This window comes from Brevibacterium atlanticum (genome assembly GCF_011617245.1).
In the GTDB taxonomy this organism is placed as follows: Bacteria; Actinomycetota; Actinomycetes; order Actinomycetales; family Brevibacteriaceae; genus Brevibacterium; species Brevibacterium atlanticum.
This window is the reverse complement of record NZ_CP050152.1, coordinates 320,187-345,009: the sequence shown is the minus strand read 5'-3', so window position 1 is coordinate 345,009 and position 24,823 is coordinate 320,187. Positions and strand designations below refer to the sequence as shown.

Below are 24,823 nucleotides of genomic sequence, written 5' to 3'. Positions count from 1 at the left end.
AACCCACCCGGGAACTCCTCAGCCGACAAATAATGCATTCTTTCTCCGATCATATTGGAAATCGGCGAAAAGTCCTCTAGGCTCGTGAACGGTCGATCGAGAACCTGACTCGGCACGAGCTTTCCACACAGCAATGACCGCTGTTCTCACGTGTGGGCTCGTCCGCACACTCCCGATCGGCATCGCCCCTGGCCAACCAGACTGGAGCTGACGATGACGTCAATGAGACGACCGAGGTGGAAGCCGCTCATCGCGGGCCTCTCGATAAGCCTCCTGCTGCTGAGCGGATGCAATCCCGCCCGCAGCGGAGACAAACAGAAATTCGAACTGCGCTTCGCCCATGTCACCTCGGTGGGCACACCGAAGGGACTGGCCGCCGACTTCTTCGCCGAACAGGTCGAGAAGAGGTCCGGCGGCCGCATCGAGGTCGAGGTGTTCCCGAACTCGGAGCTCTACGGCGATAAGGACGAGATGCAGGCCATCCAGTCCAACGCCGTCCAGGTCTTGGCCCCGGCGAGCGCGAAGTTCACGACGATCGCACCGAGCCTGCAGGTTCTCGATCTGCCGTTCATCTTCGACGACCCCGACGAGATCCCCGAGGTCGCCAGTCCCGATACCGAGATCGGGAAGGCCATCTACGCGAACCCCGATCTCGAGGAGAACGGGCTCAAGGTCCTCGGTCTGTGGGACTCGGGCATGAAGCAGATTCACTCGAACAACAAGACGCTGGCACCTGCGGATATGAAGGGCAAAAAGTACCGCATTCAGCCCTCGGACGTGCTGCGCACCCAGTTCGAGACTTGGGGTGGGATTCCGACTCCGCTCGCGTTCGCCGAGGTCTACAGCGGGCTGCAGCAGGGACTCATCGACGGAGGCGAGAACACCTACTCGAACATCCAGTCGCAGAACATGCACACCGTCCAGAAGTATGTGACGGAACTCGATCACGGGTATATCGGCTACATCCTCACGGTGAACAAGCGCTGGTACGACGAACTGCCGGACGACCTGCAGACCGCAGTCGACGAGGCCGCCGATGAGGCCAGCGAGTTCAACCGCAAGGAAGCTCAGAAGGTCAACGAAGAGTCGAAGAAGACCATCCAGGAATCCGGCGGCACGGAAATCGTCATCCCGAGCAAGGAGGAACGCCAAGCCTTCAAGGACATGGTCGTGCCGTCCGAATACGAGAAGTACCGCGACGTCATCGGTCCCGAGGTCGTCGACGAGCTCCTCGAACGCAACGAGAAGAGGGGCTGATGATGAAGACCATCGACAAGTACCTCAGTCGGCTCGAGAACGTCCTCGCCGGCGGCTGCCTCATCGCGGCCACCGCCTTGGCGGTCTTCGCCGTGCTTCTGCGCAATATCACCGGTGACGTCCTCTTCTGGTCCGAAGAGGCGGTCATCTACCTCATCATATTCTCGACGTTCTTCGGCGCGGTGGTCACCCTGCGCCACAACGAGCATGTGGCCGTCGACATCATGCCTGCTCTGCTCAAGGGCAAGGCGAAGAAGTTCTTCGTCGTCCTCGGCGGACTCGCCACTCTGGTCTACGCGGGCTTCATCGCCTACCTATCGTGGGCGCTCATCACCGAACCGTTCTCGCGGACGACGATCACCCCGGCGCTCAAGCTGCCGCTGTGGGTCGTCGAACTCTCGCTGGCCGTGGGCATGACGCTGTTCTTCATCCGCGCCGTCGAGATGACGATCCGCGCCCTGCGCACTCCAGCGACGGAACTCGACAAGGATGTCCTCGCCGAGGAGGCTGCCGCCGTCGGCATCGATGTTGAGGACCTCGCGATCGTCGATGACGGGGGCGACCGCCTCGGCGATGGTGAGACCGACGAGAAGGGAGGCGATCGCTGATGTTCGAAGCCACTGTCGTCCTCATCGTCGTCCTCATCGCCTTGCTCGTCACCTCGGCGCCGATCGCGGTCGCCTTGGGTCTGACCAGCCTCGTCTACTTCTATTACTTTACGCTCATCCCGATGACTCAGGTCTCGGAACGGCTGTTCAATGCGCTCAACTCGTTCCCGCTCATGGCGATCCCGTTCTTCATCCTTGCCGCGAACATCATGTCCCGCGGCGGGATCTCGAGACGGCTGACCGACTTCGGTGCGGCCATGGTCGGGCACCTGCGCGGCGGCATGGCGATCACCACGGTGCTCGCGTGCATGTTCTTCGCCGCAGTCTCCGGGTCCTCGCCAGCCACGGTTGTCGCGGTCGGTGCGCTGATGATCCCGGCCATGGTGAAGAACGGGTACCCGAAGGAATTCTCCACGGGACTCGTCGCCACCTCGGGGTCGTTGGGCATCCTCATTCCGCCGTCGATTCCGCTCATCGTCTTCGGCATCGCCACCGAGCAGAACATCGGCGACCTCTTCTTGGCCGGTATCCTGCCGGGCATCCTCGCCGGTGTGATGCTGTTGGGCATGGCGGTCTTCGCCGCCTGGAGGAAGGGCTACGGTCACGCCGGGGTCGGGTTCCGGATGTCGAACAAGGACAAGCTCAAGGCCTTCCGGGATGCGATCCTCGCACTCGCGCTGCCGTTCCTCGTCCTCGGCGGAATCTACTCCGGATGGTTCACCCCCACCGAGGCTGCTGCCGTGGCCGTCGCCTATTCGCTGGTCGTGTCGCTGCTCATCTACCGCGAGATCAAGATCTCGCAGCTGTGGGAGGTCACGCTCGCGTCGGTGAAGACCTCGGCGATGGTCATGTTCATCATCGCCAACGGCATCCTCTTCACCTTCGTGCTCGCCAGCGAACGGATCCCTGGTCAGATCTCGTCGACGATCACCGAATGGGACCTGCAGCCGTGGCAGTTCCTCATCCTCGTCAACATCCTGCTGTTGTTCGTCGGCTGTGTGATGGAAACGTCCTCGGCGATCCTCATCCTCGCCCCGATCCTGTTGCCGATCGCGGTGGAGCTGGGAATCGATCCGATCCACTTCGGCATCATCGTCGTGATGAACCTCGAGATCGGCATGATCACACCGCCGTTGGGACTCAACCTGTTCGTCGCGTCCGGCATGTCGGGCATGAGCGTCGTCGGTGTCGCGAAGGCCGCGATCCCGAGCGCGCTGGTGCTATTGGCGGCGCTCGCGTTGGTTACGTTCGTGCCGTTCTTCGCGACGGCGTTCATAGGTTCGTAGGGTCAAGATCGCTCAAGTTCGCTGACGGGGCCTTGGCTCCCCACATGGGTGCGCCAAGGCCCCGTAACGTTCTTCCCCTACATGCTCGTCTGTCAGCGGCCGACTGGCCGTCCAACTGGTGCAGTGCAGCACGTCAATTCTCAGACTGATTAATCGCCTGCGGATAGTCACCCGCCTCTTGACTTCGAGTGCACTCACAGTCGTAGGTTGTCTTCCATGGCACACGAAACCGCCGAGGCGTCACCGACGACCGGCCGAGACCTCACCATCGCCGAGGTCAGCGAACACCTCGGCATCACCGCCCACACCGCCCGCTACTACGAACGCGCGGGCCTCATCGACGTGCCCCGGTCGCAATCGGGACACCGAACCTTTGACCCGAAGAGCGTCGAACGACTCGACTTCCTCGTCCGCATGCGCTCATCGGGAATGGGCATCAGCCAACTCAGCCGCTATGTCGAACTGGTCCGCGCTGGTGAGACGACCACGTCCCAACGCCTGCAGATCATGGTCGACCAGCGCGAACGCATCCTCGCTCAGATCCAGCAACTCGAACTGGCTCTGGCCGCAAGTACAAGATCACCACATACGGCGGCTCACCGTCCGCCCACCAACCTCAAGGAGACCACTCTTGACCACGACCACGCTCGGTGACCTCGCCGTCTCCCCCATCGGCTTCGGCTGCATGGCACTGTCCCACGTCTACGGCGGCACGACCGACGAGTCAGCTCGCGCCACTCTCAACACAGTCGTCGACGCCGGCATCACCTTCCTCGACACGGCCGACGTCTACGGCGAACCCCGAGACGGCGCCACAGGCCCGGCCGGGACGAACGAGGAGATGCTCGCCCCGTTCCTCGCCGCCCGCCGCGACGAGATCCAGCTCGCCACGAAATTCGGCATCACCGCCGTTCGCACGGGAGCCGACGGAGCAGGAAAACGCACCGATGGGCGACCGGAGTACGCGCGCTCAGCGTGCGACGCATCGCTGGGCCGCCTCGGCGTGGAGTCGATCGATCTCTACTATCTCCACCGACCCGACCCCGACGTTCCCGTCGAGGAGACCGTCGGCGCGATGGCCGAACTCGTCGAGGCCGGCAAGGTCCGCTACATCGGGCTCTCCGAGGTCACCGCGAACGAACTCCGGCGAGCTCACGCTGTGCACCCGATCACCGCGGTCCAGTCCGAGTGGAGCCTGTGGTCGCGCGACGTCGAAGACCACGTCGTGCCCACCTGCGCCGAACTCGGCATCGGGTTCGTCCCCTACAGCCCGCTGGGCCGCGGATTCCTCACCGGAACGCTGACCAGGGACCAGGTCGCCGGCGATTTCCGCGGCGGCACCGAACGCATGGGTGAGGCCTGGGGGACGAACCAAAGAATCGTCGACATCATCGCCGAGGTGGCCCTGCGTCACGATGCCACCAACGCTCAGGTCGCACTGGCGTGGCTCCTCCATCGGGCGTCGCAGCTCGGTGTCACCGCCGTCCCGATCCCCGGGTCGCGCAAGCCTGAGCGCAGCCTCGAGAACCTCGGCGCCCTGGACCTCACCCTCGATGCCGAGGACATGGGCCGCCTCGATGCGATCCGCACCCTCGTCGAGGGGACCCGGAACATCGTGGACAACCCGCAGTGGATCAGCTCCGGTCGGGAGTGAGGCCTAGGCTCCACGCATTCCACAAGCGCTCGTAGACCCCACCCGCGATGGCGAGATCCTCATGCCGTCCGGACTCGACGACCTGTCCGTGCTCGAGGACGATTATCCGATCGCAGGAAGCTGCCTGTGAGAGCCGGTGGGCGATGACGAGCCCGGTTCTCCCATCGAGAGCCGCCGCGGCCGCACGGTCGAGCGTTTCGGCCTGGGCCGAACCAGCCTCGGCGGTCGCCTCGTCGAGGATCACAAGGTCCGGGTCGATGAGAATGACGCGAGCAAGAGCCACCTGCTGAGCCTGAGCGAAGGTCAGCTCCCGGCCCGCCTGGCCGACGGCGGACCCCAACCCGTCAGGCAGCAGTTCGAGCAGCCCACCGGCCCCGACGGCTCCGAGCGCAGCCCGGATCTGCGCATCCGTCGCAGTGGGCGCAGCCAGCGTGAGGTTCTGCCGCAGGGTTCCGGCGAAGATGTGCCCCTCCTGAGTGACCAGCGCCGTGTTCGCAGGTGCCCTCACCGTGCCGGATCCGGGCTCATGGATGCCCGCGATGAGGGCCGCCACAGTCGTCTTCCCCGCTCCCGAAGAACCGACGATCGCGACTCGCTCACCAGCACCGATCTGCAGATCGAGATCCTTGATGACCGCCTCGGCGCCGTCATAGCTGAAGCTCACCCCACCGAGGCGGACCTCCGCGGACTGCGACCGGTGCACATGCCCTCCGGCCGGCTCAGCTGTGATGACACCGACCATGCGGGCCAGGGAGGCGAATACGGACTGGAGGGTGTCGATGACGAGGAGAAGCTGATTGATCGGCCCGAGCAGCCGGAGGAACAGCAGCATCGCCGCAGTCGCCGCACCTACACTGGACAGTCCGGCACGATTGAGCAGAAAGCCGATCACGAGGATCGCCGCGAGCCCGAGAAACTCGGCGATGTTGAGCCGACCGAAGAACATGTTCTGCACCGTCCTCGCCCGCAGAGAGTGCTCAACGACAGCCCACGACGCACCCAGCACTGAAGCATGCCGACTCTCGCCGAGGCGCAGCCCCACAACCGTGGAATGCCCCCGCTGGGACTCATTGATCTGCTGAGCACGACCGCTCATCGCCGTCCGCTCCGCCCGGTACACCCGTGGTCCCGTACGCAGATACCAACGCATCGTGCACAGGTAGACCGGTACCACCGCGACGACGGTGAGCCCGTACCAAGGATCGAGCGCAGTCATCCCGGCAAAGGTGACGATGATCGTGAAGACCACGGTCGTGAATGCCGGAATGATCTGCGGTGCGGCATCGGCGATCTGGGAGACGTCGTCGCTCGACCGTGAGATCAGGTCACCCGTCCCGGCCCTTTCGACCATCCCCTGCGGCAGGGCGAGCGCCTGCTGGACGAGGTTCTCGCGCAGTTCGGCGAGCATCGCATGATAGGCCCGGGCCGCCAGCACGACGGTGATCGCGGCACCCAGGGCACCGAGGAAAGCAGCGAGGACCATGATCGCCAAGGCCCACGCCACCGAGGACAGATCCGCACTTCCGTCCTGCACACGATCGACGAGGCTGCCGATCACCGCCGGAGGGACGAGTCCTGCCGCCGCCGAGACGGTGCCGAGGAGTGCGACCGCGAGCAGTGTGAGACGCCGACCCCGGCTGAGGGCGATCACCGTCCGCCAGGTCGTGCGTCCGTCGGCGACTGGTAGTCCGTCAGTGACGGGCAGTCTGTCAGCGACGGGCGCTCCGTCGGATCCGCTCATACTGACACCGTCCGTTCATGCTGCGGGATTTCGAGGTCGACCACGCGATCGCAGACTCCGAGGAGAACCGGCGACGACGCGATGAGGATCGTCGTGCGACCACGCCGGATCTCTCGCAGACGAGCTGAGATCGCCTGCTCGGTCACGGAGTCGACCGCCGCCGTCGGATCGTGGAGGACGAGCACGGGCGCGTCCGTGGCATAGGCTCGGGCGAGGGCGAGTCTTTGGCGCTGTCCTCCCGAGAGCTGGTTGGCCATCTCACCGATCTGATGTGTCTCCGTTTCCTCTGCGGAGATGAAGTCATCGCAGGCCGCTGCGAGCAGGGCCGCTGTGCCGAGGTCGCGTCTGCCCGGTCCCTCGTCAACATCGGCATCGGGCGGTCTGATCGTCTCGGCCACGGATCCGCTGAACAGCGTGGCGTGGTGCGGGGAGACGATCACCATCTCGTGCCACCGGTGCTCGAAGTCAGGACTCGTGTGGTCGAGGCCGTCGATGGACAGGGACACGTCGTTACGCGCCCCGGGACGGAGGAACGCCTCGGCAATCTTCGCCGCGCACACCTCGTCGGCGCTGATCCCCACGGTCTCCCCTGCCTCGATGGCCACCGTCTCTCGCCGCCCGACCCTCAGGTCGATCCGGCCCGCGGCCCCATCAGCGGCCGGGATCCGACCGTCATCCCGGACCACCATCTCACCAGCAACTGAGTCCCGATCGTCCAGGATTGGTTCCTCGACATTTCCACGGCCCCCTGCCTCGGTGCTGGTGAGAGCATCGAGGATACGGGCGCCCGAGCCGTGCGCGGCCGCCCAGCCGGGCACGGCATTCATCGCGAGCATCCGCATCGGCGGCAGCAGTGCCTGGGAGAGGCCGACGGCGGCGATGAGGCCGCCCACGCTGATCTGCCCTTTGATGGCGAACCAGGCTGCCAACGCGGCGACTCCGGCGACGAACGCGCCGCTGACTGTCGTGCTGCCGACGAGGAACCGTCCCAGGTGGGCGACGTTGCGGAAGGCGCCGTCGAGGGTCTCCCGGCTGGTCTCACGGTAGCGTTCGGTTGCCTCGGCCTCGGCGCGGATGCCCTTGATCACGCGGTAGCCGGTGACCATGTCGGTTGCCCGTCCCACGGTCGTGGCCAGCAGCGTCTGGTAGACGCGGGAGTCGCGAGCCAGGCGGCCGCTGAGCACACCCATGAGCCAGACCGTCAGCGGTGCACCGACGAGCACGATCAGTCCCAGCAGCCAATGGATGAGCAGGAGCGCAACCGCAATGAAGACGACTCCAGAGAACTCGGCGACCGGGTAGACAGCCAGCCGCATGCCTGCGACGCGCATGATGTCGTTCGTCATCAGCGAGACCACGCCGGCATCAGGCGCCGACCCAGTTGAGCCGGACGTGTGGAGCAGCCTGCGCGACAGGGTGATCCGGAACCGGTGGGAGACGATCTCCGTGGCGAAGTCGGAGAGCTGAGCTGTGAACCGAAACGACAAGGAGATGACGATGAATACCACGGCGAGCACCCCGATCCACAGGAGGAGACGGGAGACGTCCCCCTCGGCGAGCGCCTCATCGATCGCCGCCCCCATCACCACGGGAACGACGGCCTCACCGGCCTGCCACAGCATCCCGAGCACCACTGCCGGCAGCGTGTATCGCTTGGCCGAGAACAGCACTCCGACAAGGAAGCGAGTCGGTCCCGTCCCCGGTCGTACCGTGATGGGTTCGACTGCCGGCGGTCGGTTCGGGGCCTGACCGAGGACAGGCATCCACCGAGTCAGCCAGTAGCGGCCCAGGCCCGCCGGGTCTTCGGTCCCGCTCACGGTGTCAGCTTCCCTGGTTGAGCGTGGAATCCTCGAGCTGAGGGACGAGTTTGCCCAGGATATAGGGAACGCTCGAGGGCCCGATCTGTGTGGGCATCGACAGATACGTCTCCGTGCCGCCGACGAGGACCATCGCGTCGTTCTCGACAGCAGGCAGGCGGTCGAATCGGGAGTCGTCCTCAACCTCCTTGCGAGCGTCGTCTTCTCCGCCGATGACGGCGACATCGGCATCGATGTCATCGAGCCGCTCGAGCGACAGGGTCTGCGTCTTGTCCTCGGTCGGCTGGGCCTTCGAGGGCTCGAGGCCGAGTTCACTGAAGAAATGGTTCGCACCCGATACCGAGTAGATCCCATCGGGGGATGTCACGCCTTGGAAGAAGGTCTTTCCCTCCAAACCGGAGAGCGTCTCACGTGCCTCGGCAAAGTCATCGTCGATGCCCTGGACGACCTTCTCGACCTGATCAGTCGTACCCGTGAGCGTGCCGAGTGCGTCGAGTTCGTCTTCGTGGGTCGGCAGCTGTGTATAGGCGTAGGTGGGTGCGATCTCGGTCAGTTGATCGAAGCCTGATTGGTCGAGAGGCGATCCGGCGCCGAAGTAGATGATGAGGTCCGGGTCCTGCTCGGCAACTGCTTCCGCCGACGGCTTGCTGTCAGCGATGAGGTCGGCGGCGTATTCATCGTAGAGTCCCTCGATCCACGGAGCTGTCTGCAGAGCCAAGTCTTCCGGTCCCCAACCTCCGTAGACGTCGGCAGGTTCACCGAGGGCATCGAGCATGTCGACGTCCAGTGGGGAACCGATCACGACGATCGTCTCTGGCTTCTCTTCGACAGTGACCTTGCCGAATTCGGTGTCGACGGAGGCGGGGAATCCGCCTGCAGCTTCGGTCGACTCTCCTTCGGCGGCCCCATCCGATCCGGAACCGCAGGCGCTCAAAGCGAGCACTGCGCCCAGGGCAGTGGCTGCGACGGCGCGGCGTCTCACGTGCGTGTCGATAGTCATGAGTGTCTCCTCATTGCTCTGGTCTCTCGCCTCTCCTTGTCCGGGGGCCGGGCGCCGCACCCAGGCGACACCGATCCCCAATATTAGGTATTGCTAACCTACGCAAGGGTGCGCAGAGTCTCATAGACTTCACTTATGAGGACAATCACCGAGGCGGCCGCGGCCTCGGGTGCCGATGCGTCGACCGTCCCGCGGATCCCGGCCAGCCGGATGAACTGTGCGTGGCTGCGCGACTTCGATCTCCTCCTGTGGGTGCGGACAGGCAGCGCGTTCGTCCATACGGCCGACGGCCCCGTGCATCATGTGTCAGCCGGAGGCGGCCTCTGGATGCCGAGCGGCGAATGGGAGATGATCACCACCGAGGCCGGCACCGTCGCCTTCCCTTACCTCGTCCCGCCGTCGGCCGCTGTCGAGAAGCCACAGGCACCGCTGACCTTCGCTGTACCTGCGCAGTGGCAGGACTGGCTCATCCTCCACTTCGTCCACGGATCCACCGGGCATGGGATCTTCGGCTACCGGCCAGAAGGACTTGCCGACCTCATCGGCACCGGCAGGGAAGGCTCGTTAGAACGCCCTACGGCACTACACCCGGGTGAGGAACCGCCTCTGCCACGGGCCTCGGCCGCGCGACGGGTGGCGCATGAGCTGCGGGAGAATCCGGCGTTCGATCACGGCATCGATCGGTGGGCGAAGGCGACCGCATCGAGTGTGTCGACGATCCGGCGCGGGTTCCTCGAGATCGGGTGGACATTCGACCGGTGGCGGACCGCGACCCGGCTTGCAACGGCCTGCGGTCTGCTCGCCTCGGGGTTCGCGGTTGAGACCGCGGCGATGCGGGTGGGTTTCTCCTCGCGTCACGGCTTCACTCGCGCCTTCGGCAAGCACTACGGGCTGAGCCCGAGCGATTACTCCGCTCGTATGTCCGTCCACTCCCCCGGCTCTCAATTGCGCACCGAGGCGGCGACAGGGACCGCGGTTCTGGCAGCCACGATCGCACGGCTGACGGAAACCGCGGTGGCCACCTCGGCGCCGGGACCGGTCCCGGCCACCCGCACCGCCTGGCATCACAACGATGTGCATGTCCTCGCCTGGCTCTTCAAGGGAACGGGTGATCTCAGCCTGGGGCCCGACCTTCGCTTTCGCAGGCAGGGCGATGCGATGTGGATCCCTGCCGGCGTCGACCATCAAGCAGGCAACGGCGAGGGGGCAGTCACTCTGCCCGTCTGCTACCTCTGGCCCGAGGAGGTTCATATCAGCGAACCGCTGCAGGTTCGCTTCTCCGACGAGTGGACGGACTTCCTGCTCCACCGGGCCGTCGCGACCCGAACCATGCTGCGCCCGGATGACTTCAACGCACGCGACATGCTCGACCTGTTCACAGCTCAGCTCACCGAGTATCGGGCACGCCGCGTCCCTATGCCCGTCGATGTGCGTGCGCGGGCTGTGGCGGACAGCTACCTCGCTCGAATGCAGCTCCCGCCCGACACGATCATCCCCACCGAGGTCCATCGGGTCTTTCGAGCAGAGACCGGCATGAGCCTTGCAAGCTGGCAGCTGCATGCTCGGATGGGGGTGGCCCGCGAGCTGCTCGACTCCGGGGCTCACCCCACCGATGTCGCTCGCCGGGTCGGCTACCTGAGAGCCAGGAGCTTCAGCCGTGCCTTCCGCAACCGGTACGGCCTGTCCCCGCGGGAGTACCGCGACCAGCGTCAATGAGGGTGAAGTTCGTGAGAGCGGAGTCCGCCTATGCGGCGGTGTGTTCGACCGACGTTCTGTCTGAGACACTGGCACGATGGAAACTGAGCTGCAGATCGTCGCCTACCAGACATCTCATCGCGAGGCACTGCTCGACCTGTCCATCCGAGCGTGGGAGCCGATCTTCCCTCTGCTCGAGACCGACGTTCCAAACTTCGTCTACGAATCCTTCTACCCTCAGGGTTGGCGGGAACGTCAGTTCCACGACCTCGCCAAGACGCTTGACGAGGAACCGCATCAGATCGACGTTGCCCTGGTTGCCGAAGCACCTGCGGGATGGGTGTGCACTCGGCTGCATTCGGAGGATCGCATGGGCGAGGTCTATGTGCTCGCAGTCGATCCGCGTTACCAACGGCAGGGCATCGGCAACGCGCTCCTCCGGCGCTCGTTCGACCGCATCCGCCGCGCAGGCATGAACATGGTCATGGTCGAGACCGGTGACGATCGCGGTCATGCTCCGGCTCGGTCGGCTTATGAGTCAATTGGTTTCGAACGTTGGCCTGTAGCCAGGTATTTCAAGAACCTGGATGAGTGACAAGCACTGGCCATTCGCGCCGGGGAATGTCACCCGATGAACCCCATCGCTGACTCTTTGACCTGAAGTGCGGCGAGGAATCCGAAGAGCACGAGGCACACGGTCAGCAGCGTGTTCGACCACCACGTGTTGCGCAGTCCGGTCGGCACGGAGCTGCGGTTGAGAATGACGAGCAGGGCCAGCGCGAGCACCGGCAGGATGAAGGCACTGATCGCTGCATAGACGAGGACGAGGGTGACGGGCTGGCCGAACCCCATGATCACCAGCGTCGCCACGGATAGGTAGACCAGCGCCCCACGGAACTCGATCGACTTCGCCGACATGTCGAAGCGCGCCTCGTCCTGGTGCGGGTACCGCCTGAGCACTCGCAGGCAGTCCGCGGTGACGTAGGCGATGCCGGAGAATCCGCCGAGCACGCTTGTGTACACCACGGCGAGGAAGCTGATGAGGAAGACCAGCCGCCCGACGTCACCGATGCGGCTGACCAGGCTGTCGGCGATCGCGAACAGCGAGTCGTTGTCTGCGATCGTGAAGCCCTGCCCGTAGAGGATGAAGGCACCGACGGCGCTCATCGCCACGGCGAAGACGAAGACGAGCCCGTAGCTGATGACGAGGTCCAGGCGGACGACGGGCTTCCAGTCCGGCGTGCGCCAGGCTTTTTCCCGGATCCAGAACGAGTACGCGAGGATGCCGGTCGCCCCGCCGACCCCGCCGATGAGCGACATCACCGTGATGATCGAGGCGTTCGGGAAGGTCGGGACTACGGTCTCGGTGGCGACTGCCTGGGCGCCGTCACCTTGGAAGACGGAGATCGCGAGGGCGATGATGCCGAAGAACATGATGATCCCGAAGCCCATCATCGCCTTTTCGACGATGCCGTAGCGGCCGATGCCCACCAGCACCGAGGCAGAGAGCAGGACGACGACGGCCGTCGGCCAGAACGGTAGCACCGGGAAGATCGCTTGGAGGATGTTCGTCGTCACCGCGATGACGCCGGCGCCGAAGAAGAGCCCGACGAGCAGTTCGGCGATGAGGAAGAGTACCGGGAACGTCCGCCCGCCGAAGCCGGTGAGGTGGGACAGCAGCGACCGGTCCCCGCTCATCTGCAGCCGAGAGACCGCCTCGGAGAGCACGAATTTGAGCACGATGCCCACTGTGAAGACCCAGATGAGCGCGAGTCCGTACTCGGCGCCGGAGTTCATCGTCGTGATCATGTCCGAAGCACCGACGCTGGCGAGCGCGAGCACGATGCCGGGTCCGATGAGCCGCAGGCGGCCGGTCAGGGATGACGGCGCCGAGGTGATGCCTGGGCTGGACTGCGGTGTCGTTTCGGCGGACATGAGTGGGGTGCGGCTCCTTCGCAGGTGTTCGTCGACGACAGCACCGGCGTCGTCCGCACACAAGTCTGCCCGAGACCCTCAGCTGTCACGCAGGGAGTCTCATCAGCTGAACCGTTCGGTGCCGTCGAGAAGGTCCGAGACCATCAGATCAGCCGCCCGGTTCAGGACGAATCCGCCGCCCGGTGATACGGCGAAGGCTCCTTCTCTCACGAGAAGAAGCCTTCGATGCGACGATCGCCGTCGCGTGGATCCGCAATCGGATCAGGCGAGGCCCAGAGCTCCGAGGATAGCGTTGAGGAGCTCGGTGAGGTCAAGGTTGATCATGATCTGCCTTTCGTTGGGTTCCTTCACATTTTTGTGAAGACACCTTGATTTAATCAGGGATGTTTCCCGAGGTCAAAGGCGGCGCGTTCTCGATCTGCCCAAGTCTCATCACACCGTTACCGCAGGATCTCATCATCCTCTCAAGACCCATTCCATTCGCCGATTCTGAAGCCGTTCCCCAGTCTTCGAGCGTATATTCGACGCCATGACCGAAGCACTCGATGAGGGCCCCTTCTTCCACGGCACCCGCGCAGCGCTCGAACCCGGGCAGCTGCTCACCGCTGGGTATGTCTCGAACTACCGACCCGAGGTGACGATGAATCACATCTACTTCACCTCCATCGTCGACGGCGCCGGGCTCGCCGCCGAGGTCGCCGCGCTCGGCCCCGACGCCGACAGTCCCCGGGGAGAACCGCACGTCTACGAGGTCGAACCGCTCGGTGAGTTCGTGGACGACCCGAACGTCACCGACAAGAAGTTCCCGGGCAACCCCACCCGCTCGTACCGGAGCGCCGAACCGCTGCGCATCATCCGCGAGGTCGAGGACTGGAAACGGCTGAGCCCGCAGGACCTGCAGATGTGGAGGGAGCGGCTCGCCGCGATCCGTGAGGACGACGACAAGCAGATCCTCAACTAGTCCTGCTGGACTCCGAACACCGGGTGGATCTTGTCGATGAAGGGACGACTCGCGTTGCTCATCGTCCCGCTCACGCCTGGCTTTTCACGATGTCGATGTCGGCGCCGGTGGCGTTGCGGTACTTGCCGCCCTGCGCGGCATAGTCATCACCGGTCTTGTCCTCGAATGCCTTCACCATGTCTGAATCTCCTTATTTCTGAACCCGAGGCGGCGGATTCTTCCGCGGTCTGATCGTGACGTCGGGCAGCCTCGGCGCGGGAAGCCTTCCCATGCCATCGGCATTGCGACCGGGCCCGCCCTTGCCGATGTAGCCGTCGACGACTCCGAAGCGGTCGCCTTCGGCCTGCCATTCCTCGCGGTAGGCCGCGATCTCCTCATGGGTGCGGCCCACGAAGTTCCACCACATGACGATCTCTTCGGGGAACGGTTCCCCGCCGAGGAGGATGAGCCGGGCGGGTTCGTCGCTGCGATTGGCGATGCGCAGCTCCTCGATGCCGGTGCCTGTGTAGCCGACCGCGGCGACGGGCAGGTCCACGTTCTCGAGCGCGATATCGCCGGAGTCGACGAGGAGGCCGTGCTCGAATCCCGGGTTCACGGGCAGATCGATGCTCGCCCCGGGTGCCAGGCGGATCTCGGCGCCGAGCAGAGGCGTATGCGTGTGCACAGGAGATTCCGTTCCCCAGAGCTTGCCAAGGAAGACGAGCATCTCGCCGCCGTCGAAGCGCACCGGGGTGGGTTCGAAGTGCTCGAATTCGCGTTCGGGCTGGTGGCGGGTGGCCTCGGGCAGGGCCAGCCAGAGCTGGACGCCGTGGAGGGTCGTGGTCTCCTCGGTCGAGACTTCGGAGTGGCAGATGCCCGCCCCGGCAGTCATGAGGTTGACCTCGCCGGGCAGGACGAGGCCGGCGTTGCCGCCGGAATCGATGTGCTGGATGGCGCCTTCGAACAGCCAACTCACGGTCTGCAGCCCGGTGTGCGGGTGCGGGGCGACGTCCATGCCGCCGGTGACCGAGACGTCGGCGGGACCGTAGTGGTCGACGAAGCACCAGGGCCCGATGAGCGAGCGCTGCCGCTGCGGCAGGGTGCGGCGCACGATCATCGCCCGCGGCCCGCCCAGCGGAACCTCACGGGAAGTGATGATCTCGACCGGAGAGCGTCCCTGCTGGTCACACGCCGAACCGGGCAGGCCCCCGGCCTTGCAGACGACTTGATCGGGGCGGGTGTCGACGTTGCTCATGGCCACATCGTAGCCCTCTTCGCAGTGGGCGGGGAGGGTCAGTGCCCCGGGGAGTACCCCCTTATTCGACCGGGCAGATCTTCGACACGAGTTCGAAGATCTCGTCGGCCTCGGGGTCGGTGAGCCCCGCGAATCCGGCGAGGATGATCTCCGCATTCGTTCCGGCCGCCTCGTCGCACAGCCGCCGCCCTTCTTCGGTCAGCGCCACGAGCACTCCGCGCTGATCCTCCGGGTCGGGCTCCTGGGTCACCAACCCCCGCTCCTCGAGCTTGCCGAGCAGCCGACTGAGCGCACTGCGGCTGATCACCAGGCTGCGCAGCAGGTCGCGGTGTCGCACCTGGGACTCGGGCCGGGCATTGATGAGAACATCGAACTCATTGACGGTCAGTCCGTGCCGGGTCCGGAACTCGTGTTCGAACCTCGTCAGGAAATCCTGGTACTTCTCCATCATCAGACGCCACGCCGCGATCTTGATCGGCCCATTCTGCCTGATCATGCTGCTCACCGGAGTCGTCTTATCCATCGGTCCGCCTTCGCTCGTCGATGTGTCCTGCCACACTTTTGTTGCATAGTCAACAAAACGGTAGTTCAATGGTATACCCGGCCTCTTTGCAGGGGCCCGTCGACCACCCCTCGACGTCAGTACCTGGTATATCCCCAACGTACCCCCGGCTGCGGAGATCAAGCAGAGTCGCCCACGACTCCGATCTCACTCCGGGGGTATCGTATTGCCGCTTCGGGCTCCCCCTGCCGTCGTTTCGACCTCGCCAGCAGGACCCTTTGTCACGACTGCCTACCCGACGTCGCATCCGATGACAGGGACGATGGGCGAATTCATGAGTTGAGAACGGCAATGGCAGCACGCCGCAGGACGTCTCGAAGCTGCTCCTCCGCTAAACCGACATTGTGGAAGAGCGTCGACTGGATCGCACCGATCGAGCAGTGCACCAAGGTTCGCGCGCTGGAGTCGTCCAGAGTCCGCCGCTGCTCCTGCAGAAGTTGGACCCACCCTTCCAGATAGATCCGCTGCTTGCGGCGCAGACGTCGGCGGTCAGAGTCGGGCAGATTATGGACCTCGTGGTGGTACACCAGGGCCACGGCACGATCACCCACGACGAAATCGATCTGCCCGTCGATGAGTCCTGCGAACGCGTCTGCTGGCTCCTGCCCGGAGTCCAGGATCTCCTTCTGATCGACCAGCAGCGAATCGATCACACGTTCAAAGACCTCGACGAGGATCGCGGACTTGCTTTCGAAGTGTCGGTAGACCCCGGAGCCGACGATCCCCGCCTCCGCACCGATCTCTGCCATCGAGACGTCGTGAAAGCCGTTCTCCGCGATGAGTGAGACCGAGGCGCGGATGATCTTCTCCTTTCGCCCCGGGTCTCGGGTGCGACCCGACCGAGTCACACGCAGATCATCGGTCTCGGTCGCCATCATTCTCCCGCATAGTGCCCTTCGAATTCGTGCCTGACAAGATGCTTCTGAATCTTACCCGTCGAAGTCTTCGGAAGGTGTTCGACGATGATCACAGACTTCGGTGCCTTGTACGGATCGATGACCGTCTTGACGGAAGCGATGAGAGCATCAGGATCGATCCGCTCACCTTCCATCGGGACCACGAAAGCAGTGATCGCCTCAGTCCAGTGTGCGTGAGGCAAGCCGACGACGACCACTTCGGCAACGGACGAATCGACTTCGAGGATCGCCTTCTCCACCTCGATCGACGCGACATTCTCTCCACCGGTCTTGATGACGTCCTTCTTCCGATCCGTGAACCACAGAAGTCCGTCGTCATCGAAGTGTCCGATGTCCCCGGAGTGGAACCATCCGTGTGCGAATGCCGCCTTCGTCGCTTCGGGATGGTCGAGGTACCCGGACATCGTATGGGGTCCCCGATAGACGATCTCGCCGCTCTGACCCGGCTGCAGGAGCGTTCCGCTCTCATCCATGATGGCCACCTGGACGTTGGCCACGGGCGTGCCCGCCGCACCGTTGTGAGACAGTTGGTGCTCCGGCCTGAACAGGGTGGCGGTAGGGCTCATCTCCGTCTGACCGAAGAGCAGGTAGAAATCGCAGTCGAAGATCTCGATGCAGCGTTCCAACTGATTCTGCGGCATGGGCGCCATAGCGTACAGTGCCCGCCGCAGGCTCGAGAGATCGGTGCCGGTGATGCGCGGATGCTCCAGGAGCTGTCGGAACATCATCGGCAGGGCGAACAGCTGAGTGATCCCCCGATGCTCGATGATCGAGAGCAGCTCGTCGGCGTCGAATCCGCGCATGATGTGGATCGCTGCTCCGACCATCAGTGCCGGAGTGCAGTGGCAGTTGAGCTGCGCGGTGTGGAACATCGGCATGATGGCAAGGAACTCATCGGTGTCGTCGAAACGGCCCTCGAGCGCCATCGACAGCGATTCCAGATAGATCGACGTGTGGCTGCCCATCACGCCCTTCGGCGCCGAGGTGGTCCCGCTTGTGTAGAGATAGGACAGGGAATCTCGATCGTCGACGAAGACCATCGGTTCGTCCTCGCAGTCAGACACGAAGTCCGCGAACGAGACGACCGCCCTCCCCTCGATACCCTGCCCGAGCCCGACCTCCGGCTGGGTACCGGGAGCGATGACGACATCGGAGACAGACTCGGCGCCCTCCACCGCGTCGCGCATGGCATCGATGAGTTGGGATTCGATGACGATGCCACGGGCAGAGGAATGGGTGAGCACGTGTTCGATCTCCGGCGAACGCCACCCCAGATTGATCGGTACGCACACGACCCCGATCTTCCCGCAGGCGTAGTAGGTTGCGAGGAACTCCGCGCTGTTGCCGGCCGCCAAGGCCAAGGAGTCGCCTCGGGCGTATCCGCGCGACAGCAGACCGTTGGCGACACGGTTCACCCAGAGGTTGAACTCCGTATAGGTGAACGTGCGGTCGCCATCGACCACGGCGGTCCTGGCCGGGTAGCGCGCGGCCGAGCGTGTGAGGCTGTCGCCCACATTCACCCGGTGGATGAGGTTGTTCTCGAGCTCTGACATCATCGTCATCCTTCGTCGTCGTGTTCGGTCAATACGAGCGGGGCAGGCCCAGCGAGTGCTGAGCGACATGGTTGAGAATCATATCGCGATTGATCGGAGCGATCCGCAGCAGTCGTGCCAGCGCCCAATAGGGAAGGAGCCCGTATTCGGTCGCGAGCCCATTGCCGCCGTGGATCTGGATCGCGGCATCCGTCGCGGCCAGGCCGGCTTCCGCCGCAGCGTACTTCGCCATGTTCGAGGCTTCCCCGGCCGGCAGATCGTGGTCGTGCAGCCACGCTGCCTTCGAAGTCATCAGGCTGGCCAGCTCGACCTCGATCTTCGCCTGTGCAAGAGCGTGGGAGACGCCCTGATGCGCGCCGATCGGCACATCCCAGACACGACGCTCACGGGCATAGTCCGACGCACGCTCGAGCGCGAGCCGACCGACTCCGACACAGATCGCTGCTCCGGTGATCCGTTCGGGGTTGAGCCCGTGGAACACCTGCTTGAGACCTTTTCCGATCTCGCCCACCAGGCTGCCCTGCCCGACCGACACCTCGTCGAAGAACAGGGTGAACTGCTTCTCGGGCAGTGCCACCGACACCGGGAGACGGTGGCGGACGAGACCAGGAGCGTCGGTCTCGACGATGAAGAGCGAGAGCTCGCCGCTGCCGGTCGCGTCGTCAGTATCAGTGCGCGCGACGACGAGCACCGCGTCGGCCTCATCGACACCGGAGATGAAGTGCTTCGTCCCCGACAGCGTCCATCCGCCCTCGACCTCACGAGCCGTCGTCGCGATGCGATGGGAGTTCGTTCCCGCATCGGGCTCGGTGATGGCGAAGACGACCTTCTTCGAGCCGTCGGCCATCCCGGGAAGCCACTTCTCCTTCTGTTCCTGCGTCCCGAAATTCGCAATCACCTCTCCCGAGATCGCGCTCGAGACGAGCAGCAGAAGCTGCGGAACTCCGGCCGCAGCGGATTCCTCACACACGATCGCCAGTTCGGTCAGTCCGGCCCCGCCGCCACCGTATTCCTCCGGCATGTTGATGCCGATGAACCCATGGTCGCCCAGGGCCTTCCACGCCTCGGTCGTCGGCTCGCCGGCTTCCGCCCGCTGGACGTAGTAGCTCTTGTCGAAGTCTCTGCAGACGGCGCGAATCGCCTCCCGCAGTGCCTCATGATCGTCGTTGGGAGCAAAATCCATGGGCTCATTCTCCTCTGTTCAGAAGTGATTTCGGGATGTCGGCAAAACGCGAACGGACGTATTCTCCGAGGGCTTTGGCCTGGGGGTCAGGACGTGTCGACGACGCAACGCCGTCGCCCAGCAGTCCTGTGACGACGAAGTTGACGGCGTACAGGTTCGGCAGCTCGTACCAGGCCACCGGAAGGTCGCCGATCTCGGGGACAACCGACCGGAAACGTTCGATCGTCATCCACTCGCGCAGCCACGAGTAGGCATGCGCGTCCCGCGTCCAGAGTCCGACGTTGACGTTTCCGCCCTTGTCGCCCGATCGGGCTCCGCAGATGAGCCCGAGTGCCGCGCGTTCGGTCGGGCCCTCGGGAACTGGAGGCAGCTGAACGTCAGGGACCTGGGTGTCACGCTGCTCGTCGGAGGATGCCCTGATCGGTGCAATCGTGCGGACCTGCCCGTCAGGCAGTGTGACGGTGTGTTCGACCTCCGCTGCCGGCACCAGGGTGGGCCAATACACTCCGAATGACGAGGCGTCCGATGGAGGAGTGAGCGTGTGGAAGCCCGCATAGCCACCCAGGTAGAGGCCCGTGGCCGCATTGGAGAACCGGCGTCCCACCTTCTCTTTGTCAGTGCTCTTGACCGTGACAGTCAGATGGGCGCCTGCGAGCTGTTCGGTCTCGGCATCGGTACGATCGAATCGGGCCAAATGCACGTCGACGTCGTCGAACTGATCGCGTCCGCCCAGATCCGCGAAAAGCTGCTCCTGAGCCCAGGCCGCCTTCTCCTCGATCGACTGCCCGGTCACCACCATGGTCACCGAGTTCCGGTATCCTCCTCGGCGATTGAGCGCCACCTTGAGCGAATCGGTCGGCGCCTCCCCGCGGACTCCTTCGATACGGACCCGGTCGGGGGCTTCCTGAGACAGTCGGGCGGTGTCGAAGCGCGCGATGACATCGGGATTGAGGTAGCCGGGTGGACCGATCTCGTACAGCAGTTGGGCGGTGACCGTGCCGACCGTCACCGTTCCGCCCGTGCCCTCGTGTTTCGTGATCACCGACGAACCGTCACCGGCTACCTCGGCGATGGGATATCCCGGCTGACGCCGGTCCTCGAGTTCGTCGAGCCAGGGATAGTTTCCGCCGCAGGCCTGCGGTCCGCATTCGATGACATGACCTGCCGCCACGGCTCCGGCGAGAGCATCGAAATCCGTGCGTTCCCATCCGTGCCACCAGGCGGCGGCACCGACCACCAGGGAAGCATCGGTGACGCGCGGACACACGACGATGTCGGCTCCCGCTCCCAGTGCCTCGGTGATGCCCCACCCGCCCAGGTACGCATTGGCCGTGACGGGGTCCCCGGTGGAATCGGCCAGCGGCGTCCCCGTGTCGAGGTGCGCAAGATCGATGCCCCGTGCCTGCAGCTCAGGGATGCGATCGAGGATGTCGTCGCCGTCGACGTAGGCGAGTCGGGGTGAGAGGCCGAGGCGCTCCGAGAGCTGCGAGAGCTTGGTGACGAGACCTTCGGGATTGAGCCCACCCGCATTGGCGACCACTTTGATGCCACGATCGAGGCAGGTGCCGAGGATCTCCTCCATCTGCAGGAGAAACGTCTTGGCAAAGCCGGCGTCCGGATCCTTCTGCTTGGCCTTCCACAGGATGAGCATGGTGAGTTCGGCGAGATAGTCGCCGGTGAGCACGTCGATGGGACCCTGTGTGACCATGTCCTGGGCTGCTGAGAGACGGTCACCGTAGAATCCGGCGTAGTTGCCGATGCGCAAGGGTCGCTGTGCGGTCATGATTGGCCTCCGTTTTCGTGGTCGGGAGTTGAGTGCGTAGGGGCGGCGAACTGGCCCGGCGCGCGTCCTGGCCCAGGAGGACCGGCGAATGCCTGCGCGATCTCCATCCATGTGGAAGCCGTCGAACCGTCGGTTTGCAGGGCAGTGTCGGCGACGTGCCGTCGTTGGGTGACGACGAGGCAGAAATCCTCAAGCGGCCCGGTCACCTTCTCCGCCGCGTGCTCGGGTCCCGCGCTCCACACCGTTCCGTCATCGGCATCGAGCTCGACTCGGACGGCGGCTGTCGGCACGTCCATGCCGCGGACCGCGAAGCTGTTGGGAAGGGCGAGTGCGCCTATCCTGGCGACGTGGACGAGATTGGGCGAGGACGAGGAGGTCACTCCCAGCGCGTCCCTGATGTCCTGACCGTGCGCCCAGGTCTCCATGATGCGTGCCGTGATCTTCGACGGCAGGCTCATCTGAGGACCGAACCAGGGAACTCGCCTCTCCGGGTCGGCCGTCGCGATCGCGTCGATGAGCTTCGACGACTCCTCGCTCCACCATCGCTGCATGTCCTCACCTGTCCGAGACAGGTTCGCCGGTCCGATGAGGTCGACATAGGTCTGCAGGTCGACCATCGTCTCGCGAACGGCGACGAAGCGGTCAGGCCGTGAGATCGCCAGGCGAGTGATGAAGTCGAAATGGGCGAGATGCGCGATCTGGTCGTGAATCGTCCAGTTCACTGCCGGCGTGGGCAATGTCCAGTCGGCTTCAGCGAGACCGACGAGTACTTCGCGCAGGCGATCTTGCTCCAGTACGAGGTCGCTGCACAGTTCTTCGACGATCTCCGTCTTGGTCATCGAGCCTGCCACATCGGTTTCCTCTTCTCCACGAACGCCTGCAGCCCCTCCTGGGCGTCCTCACTGAGATAGACATCGCGCCAAATGTCCTCGGCGGCATCGAAGGCCTCATCTCTCGTGTGATGAGCCGTCGCATAGACGGTCGCCTTGCCTGCTCGCACCGAGAGCGGAGCGTTCGCAGCGATCGTGGCCGCGAGTTCGGCGACCCGTTCCTGGAGTCGCTCGGCGGGCACCACATCATTGACGAGGCCGACCTCGTAGGCCCGGTCCGCTGCAAGGGGATCTCCGGTGACGAGCATCTCCATAGCGATCCGCGGCGGTATCAGCCATGCCAGTGGTGCCGCCCAGGGAGCCCCGCGACCGATCTTGATCTCGGTGACGCCGAACTTGGCGTTCTCCGCCGCCACGATGAGGTCAGCGGACTGTGCGAGCAGGAATCCGCCCGCCAGAGCGAGGCCGTTGACGGCCGCAATGATCGGTTTGCTGATGTCGAGGGTGCGATTCGGCTGAGGCACGTAATCGGGCGGGGGGATGGTCAATGACGCATCGGCCATCTCCTTGAGATCTCCGCCCGCGCAGAACGCCTTCTGACCGGCGCCCGTGAGCACGATGACGGCCACCTCGTCGTCGCCCTCGGCTGCGAGGAAGCATTCCCTGAGGCCTTCCCGAACCGCGGCATTGAGAGCATTGCGGGCCTGGGGACGGTTGATGGTGATCCACGCTGTCCGATCGATGACCTCGTAGAGAACCTGTTCTCCAGCGGTGTTCGTCTCCTCCGTCACTGTGTTCACTCTTTTCCTTCGGCTGCGTCGTCGGCGCTCGTCTCTTCGGTGTCCCCGGCGAGGACGACGAGCGTCTGACCGTTGTCGACCGGTGATCCGGCCGCGACCGGAACTTCGGTGACGGTGCCGCCTGTCGCGGCTTTCACCGAATGCTCCATCTTCATCGCCTCGAGGACGACGAGCGTATCGCCTTCGGCCACCACATCGCCCACGGACACGTTGAGGCGGACGACCGTTCCCGGCATCGGAGCGACGAGGGAACCGGGATCGATCTGATCGCTGGCATCGGGGAAGCGCGGTGCGCGGACGAAGGTCACGCTCCCGCGCGGCTCCGACACGATCACTGTCTCGTTCACGGAACTGATCGTGAAGCTGCGACGGACACCGTCGACGATGAGGACCACTGCCTCAGCCGTCGCGTTCTCCACGGTCACGTCGAGCTCTTCTCCGTCGACGCGGAAGAGGGGGGCGCGATTCAGACGGTATTCGACCCGGTGCTCTGTCTCTCCTCGGAGAAGAGTACGTTCCTGCAGTCCGACAGGACTGTTGCGGAACCCGGTGGGCACAGACGTCAGTGAGCGGGCACGTGAGCGGTTGAGGGCTTGATCCGCCAGTGCTGCTGCAAGCGCAAAGCAGCTCGCGTCACCGATGTCGCCGACCGCCTGGAGGTCCGAGATCGACACTCGGTCCAAGAAGTGCGTGTCCATGCGGCCGGATGCGAAGTCCTGGTCCTCGAGGACGCCGACGAGCAGCGTGCGGTTGGTCGTCACGCCCGCGACCTTCGTCTGTCTCAGCGTCTTGGCCAATCGGGCCAGCGCCTCCGTACGAGTGGCACCGTGGGCGATGACTTTGGCCAGCATCGGGTCGTAGTTCGTCGATACGACGCTGCCGGCGACCACTCCGCTGTCGAGCCGGACCCCCGGCAGCATCGGAATGTCGAACTCGTCGAGGGTTCCGGCAGCGGGCAGGAACCCCTGGTCGACGTCCTCGGCATACAGGCGGGCTTCGATCGCCCAGCCGCTGATACTCGGATTCGACAGATCGCTCGGCAGCGGACGTCCGTCGGCGACATCGATCTGCAGTCGGACCAGATCGAGCCCGGTGACGAGCTCCGTCACGGGGTGCTCGACCTGCAGACGAGTGTTGACCTCGAGGAAGTAGAAGCTGCCATCGGGTGCGAGGAGGAATTCGACGGTACCGGCGCCCACATAGCTCAGTGCTTTTCCTGCCTTTACTGCCGCATCGCCCATCGCAGCGCGCAGCTCTTGGTCGACCGCCGGCGACGGCGACTCTTCGAGGATCTTCTGGTGGCGACGTTGGATGGAGCACTCGCGCTCGTTCAGATGCACGACCGTGCCCGCCTCGTCACCGAAGATCTGCATCTCGACATGTCGCGGCTCGTCGACATAGTGCTCGAGGAAGACGGTGTCATTGCCGAAGGCCGAGCCCGCCTCCCGACGGGCCGATTCGATCGCCTCGGCGAGTTCTCCGCGGTCGCGGACGACTCGCATGCCGCGCCCGCCTCCACCGAACGACGCCTTCACGAGCACCGGCCAGCCGATCTCGTCGGCGTAGGAGGCGGCCGTATCCGCGTCGGTGCCTGTGAGGTCCTTTCCTGGAAGGACCGGGACTCCCGATCGTTCCATCAGCTCACGAGCGGCGAGCTTGGATCCCATCTTCGTGATCGCATCGGGGCTGGGCCCGATGAAGCGGATTCCCGCATCGGCGCATGACTGTGCGAACTCGGCGTTCTCCGAGAGGAAGCCGTAGCCGGGGTGGATAGCGTCGGCTCCGGTGAGCTTGGCAGCCGCGATGATCGCGTCGGCGCGCAGGTAGGATTCGGCAGGCGTCGACCCGCCCAACGGCACCGCTTCGTCAGCATCGCTGACGAAGGGTGCTTCCCGGTCGGGATCCGAATACACAGCGACGGTGGACAGCCCCATGCCAGCAGCAGTGCGGAAGACACGAGAGGCGATCTCCGCCCGGTTGGCGACAAGAATCTTTCTGATCATTCTC

Annotated in this window: 21 protein-coding genes; 8 read left to right on the top strand and 13 right to left on the bottom strand. The window is 64.5% G+C overall.

Annotated elements, in window-relative coordinates; genetic code table 11:
- The first annotated feature begins 222 nt into the window (after positions 1-222).
- From GUY23_RS01545 to GUY23_RS01530, 5 genes are all read left to right on the top strand, one after another.
- The gene (locus GUY23_RS01545; RefSeq protein ID WP_166969102.1) at positions 223-1,257 is read left to right on the top strand and encodes a DctP family TRAP transporter solute-binding subunit; all 1,035 of its coding nucleotides are present in this window, start codon (positions 223-225) and stop codon (positions 1,255-1,257) included.
- Positions 1,257-1,865 (top strand): TRAP transporter small permease, encoded by a 609-nt coding sequence (locus tag GUY23_RS01540; RefSeq protein WP_166969100.1) that lies wholly within the window; start codon positions 1,257-1,259, stop codon positions 1,863-1,865. Before GUY23_RS01545 ends, GUY23_RS01540 begins: the two co-directional genes overlap by 1 nt.
- Complete coding sequence (locus tag GUY23_RS01535; RefSeq protein ID WP_166969098.1) at positions 1,865-3,151, top strand: TRAP transporter large permease; 1,287 nt, start codon at positions 1,865-1,867, stop codon at positions 3,149-3,151. Before GUY23_RS01540 ends, GUY23_RS01535 begins: the two co-directional genes overlap by 1 nt.
- A gap of 216 nt (positions 3,152-3,367) precedes the next feature.
- Entirely contained in the window at positions 3,368-3,805 is a 438-nt protein-coding gene (locus tag GUY23_RS18525) for a MerR family transcriptional regulator (protein WP_228282652.1), read from the top strand.
- Positions 3,783-4,805, top strand: coding sequence for an aldo/keto reductase (locus tag GUY23_RS01530; protein WP_228282650.1), 1,023 nt, complete (start codon positions 3,783-3,785; stop codon positions 4,803-4,805). Before GUY23_RS18525 ends, GUY23_RS01530 begins: the two co-directional genes overlap by 23 nt.
- Here GUY23_RS01530 and GUY23_RS01525 read toward each other — a convergent pair.
- Genes GUY23_RS01525 through GUY23_RS01515 form a run of 3 tightly spaced genes read right to left on the bottom strand, consistent with a single transcriptional unit; the run spans position 4,786 to position 9,363 of the window.
- Positions 4,786-6,546: an ABC transporter ATP-binding protein gene (locus tag GUY23_RS01525; protein ID WP_166969094.1), complete on the bottom strand. Its 1,761-nt coding sequence runs from the start codon at positions 6,544-6,546 to the stop codon at positions 4,786-4,788. The genes GUY23_RS01530 and GUY23_RS01525 overlap by 20 nt on opposite strands.
- Entirely contained in the window at positions 6,543-8,363 is a 1,821-nt protein-coding gene (locus tag GUY23_RS01520; RefSeq protein ID WP_208085433.1) for an ABC transporter transmembrane domain-containing protein, read from the bottom strand. Before GUY23_RS01520 ends, GUY23_RS01525 begins: the two co-directional genes overlap by 4 nt.
- 4 nt (positions 8,364-8,367) lie before the next feature.
- Complete coding sequence (locus GUY23_RS01515) at positions 8,368-9,363, bottom strand: ABC transporter substrate-binding protein (RefSeq protein ID WP_166969092.1); 996 nt, start codon at positions 9,361-9,363, stop codon at positions 8,368-8,370.
- Positions 9,364-9,498: 135 nt separating this feature from the next.
- On the opposite strand from GUY23_RS01515, the gene GUY23_RS18800 reads away from it, so the two are divergent.
- On the top strand, positions 9,499-11,079 hold the full coding sequence (locus tag GUY23_RS18800) for a helix-turn-helix transcriptional regulator (protein ID WP_166969090.1): 1,581 nt from the start codon (positions 9,499-9,501) through the stop codon (positions 11,077-11,079).
- 76 nt (positions 11,080-11,155) lie between these two features.
- Positions 11,156-11,653, top strand: a complete 498-nt coding sequence (locus GUY23_RS01505) for a GNAT family N-acetyltransferase (RefSeq protein WP_228282648.1) — start codon at positions 11,156-11,158, stop codon at positions 11,651-11,653.
- A gap of 29 nt (positions 11,654-11,682) precedes the next feature.
- Here the strand turns inward: GUY23_RS01505 and GUY23_RS01500 are convergent, their stop codons facing one another.
- The gene (locus GUY23_RS01500; RefSeq protein ID WP_166969088.1) at positions 11,683-12,993 is read right to left on the bottom strand and encodes an Nramp family divalent metal transporter; all 1,311 of its coding nucleotides are present in this window, start codon (positions 12,991-12,993) and stop codon (positions 11,683-11,685) included.
- A gap of 529 nt (positions 12,994-13,522) precedes the next feature.
- On the opposite strand from GUY23_RS01500, the gene arr reads away from it, so the two are divergent.
- Positions 13,523-13,954, top strand: coding sequence for an NAD(+)--rifampin ADP-ribosyltransferase (gene arr, locus GUY23_RS01495; RefSeq protein ID WP_166969086.1), 432 nt, complete (start codon positions 13,523-13,525; stop codon positions 13,952-13,954).
- 190 nt (positions 13,955-14,144) lie between these two features.
- Here arr and GUY23_RS01490 read toward each other — a convergent pair whose 3' ends face one another.
- From GUY23_RS01490 to GUY23_RS01450, 9 genes are all read right to left on the bottom strand, one after another.
- On the bottom strand, positions 14,145-15,188 hold the full coding sequence (locus GUY23_RS01490) for a pirin family protein (protein ID WP_166969084.1): 1,044 nt from the start codon (positions 15,186-15,188) through the stop codon (positions 14,145-14,147).
- Positions 15,189-15,249: 61 nt separating this feature from the next.
- Positions 15,250-15,711: a MarR family winged helix-turn-helix transcriptional regulator gene (locus tag GUY23_RS01485; RefSeq protein ID WP_166969082.1), complete on the bottom strand. Its 462-nt coding sequence runs from the start codon at positions 15,709-15,711 to the stop codon at positions 15,250-15,252.
- A gap of 311 nt (positions 15,712-16,022) precedes the next feature.
- Positions 16,023-16,628 carry a TetR/AcrR family transcriptional regulator gene (locus GUY23_RS01480; RefSeq protein WP_166969079.1) on the bottom strand — a complete coding sequence of 202 codons (606 nt, stop codon included), beginning with the start codon at positions 16,626-16,628 and terminating at the stop codon, positions 16,023-16,025.
- Positions 16,625-18,223, bottom strand: coding sequence for an AMP-binding protein (locus tag GUY23_RS01475; protein ID WP_208085432.1), 1,599 nt, complete (start codon positions 18,221-18,223; stop codon positions 16,625-16,627). Before GUY23_RS01475 ends, GUY23_RS01480 begins: the two co-directional genes overlap by 4 nt.
- Before the next feature lie 25 nt (positions 18,224-18,248).
- Entirely contained in the window at positions 18,249-19,403 is a 1,155-nt protein-coding gene (locus GUY23_RS01470; protein ID WP_166969075.1) for an acyl-CoA dehydrogenase family protein, read from the bottom strand.
- A gap of 4 nt (positions 19,404-19,407) precedes the next feature.
- Complete coding sequence (locus tag GUY23_RS01465) at positions 19,408-21,186, bottom strand: acyclic terpene utilization AtuA family protein (protein ID WP_166969073.1); 1,779 nt, start codon at positions 21,184-21,186, stop codon at positions 19,408-19,410.
- On the bottom strand, positions 21,183-22,025 hold the full coding sequence (locus tag GUY23_RS01460; protein ID WP_166969071.1) for a TIGR03084 family metal-binding protein: 843 nt from the start codon (positions 22,023-22,025) through the stop codon (positions 21,183-21,185). Before GUY23_RS01460 ends, GUY23_RS01465 begins: the two co-directional genes overlap by 4 nt.
- The gene (locus GUY23_RS01455) at positions 22,022-22,816 is read right to left on the bottom strand and encodes an enoyl-CoA hydratase/isomerase family protein (protein WP_228282646.1); all 795 of its coding nucleotides are present in this window, start codon (positions 22,814-22,816) and stop codon (positions 22,022-22,024) included. The genes GUY23_RS01460 and GUY23_RS01455 overlap by 4 nt, the downstream gene beginning before the upstream one ends.
- Positions 22,813-24,819, bottom strand: coding sequence for an acetyl/propionyl/methylcrotonyl-CoA carboxylase subunit alpha (locus GUY23_RS01450; RefSeq protein ID WP_166969069.1), 2,007 nt, complete (start codon positions 24,817-24,819; stop codon positions 22,813-22,815). Before GUY23_RS01450 ends, GUY23_RS01455 begins: the two co-directional genes overlap by 4 nt.
- Between the last annotated feature and the right edge of the window lie 4 nt (positions 24,820-24,823).

Excerpts from the sequence above, each read along its gene's own strand:
- arr (WP_166969086.1), top strand. The coding sequence starts at position 13,523 with ATGACCGAAGCACTCGATGAGGGCCCCTTCTTCCACGGCACCCGCGCA.
- GUY23_RS01535 (WP_166969098.1), top strand. The coding sequence starts at position 1,865 with ATGTTCGAAGCCACTGTCGTCCTCATCGTCGTCCTCATCGCCTTGCTC.
- GUY23_RS01460 (WP_166969071.1), bottom strand. The coding sequence starts at position 22,025 with ATGACCAAGACGGAGATCGTCGAAGAACTGTGCAGCGACCTCGTACTG.
- GUY23_RS01505 (WP_228282648.1), top strand. The coding sequence starts at position 11,156 with ATGGAAACTGAGCTGCAGATCGTCGCCTACCAGACATCTCATCGCGAG.
- GUY23_RS01540 (WP_166969100.1), top strand. The coding sequence starts at position 1,257 with ATGATGAAGACCATCGACAAGTACCTCAGTCGGCTCGAGAACGTCCTC.
- GUY23_RS18800 (WP_166969090.1), top strand. The coding sequence starts at position 9,499 with ATGAGGACAATCACCGAGGCGGCCGCGGCCTCGGGTGCCGATGCGTCG.
- GUY23_RS01485 (WP_166969082.1), bottom strand. The coding sequence starts at position 15,711 with ATGGATAAGACGACTCCGGTGAGCAGCATGATCAGGCAGAATGGGCCG.
- GUY23_RS01515 (WP_166969092.1), bottom strand. The coding sequence starts at position 9,363 with ATGACTATCGACACGCACGTGAGACGCCGCGCCGTCGCAGCCACTGCC.
- GUY23_RS01490 (WP_166969084.1), bottom strand. The coding sequence starts at position 15,188 with ATGAGCAACGTCGACACCCGCCCCGATCAAGTCGTCTGCAAGGCCGGG.
- GUY23_RS01500 (WP_166969088.1), bottom strand. The coding sequence starts at position 12,993 with ATGTCCGCCGAAACGACACCGCAGTCCAGCCCAGGCATCACCTCGGCG.
- GUY23_RS01465 (WP_166969073.1), bottom strand. The coding sequence starts at position 21,186 with ATGACCGCACAGCGACCCTTGCGCATCGGCAACTACGCCGGATTCTAC.
- GUY23_RS01480 (WP_166969079.1), bottom strand. The coding sequence starts at position 16,628 with ATGATGGCGACCGAGACCGATGATCTGCGTGTGACTCGGTCGGGTCGC.
- GUY23_RS01525 (WP_166969094.1), bottom strand. The coding sequence starts at position 6,546 with ATGAGCGGATCCGACGGAGCGCCCGTCGCTGACAGACTGCCCGTCACT.
- GUY23_RS01470 (WP_166969075.1), bottom strand. The coding sequence starts at position 19,403 with ATGGATTTTGCTCCCAACGACGATCATGAGGCACTGCGGGAGGCGATT.
- GUY23_RS01545 (WP_166969102.1), top strand. The coding sequence starts at position 223 with ATGAGACGACCGAGGTGGAAGCCGCTCATCGCGGGCCTCTCGATAAGC.
- GUY23_RS01475 (WP_208085432.1), bottom strand. The coding sequence starts at position 18,223 with ATGATGTCAGAGCTCGAGAACAACCTCATCCACCGGGTGAATGTGGGC.
- GUY23_RS01450 (WP_166969069.1), bottom strand. The coding sequence starts at position 24,819 with ATGATCAGAAAGATTCTTGTCGCCAACCGGGCGGAGATCGCCTCTCGT.
- GUY23_RS18525 (WP_228282652.1), top strand. The coding sequence starts at position 3,368 with ATGGCACACGAAACCGCCGAGGCGTCACCGACGACCGGCCGAGACCTC.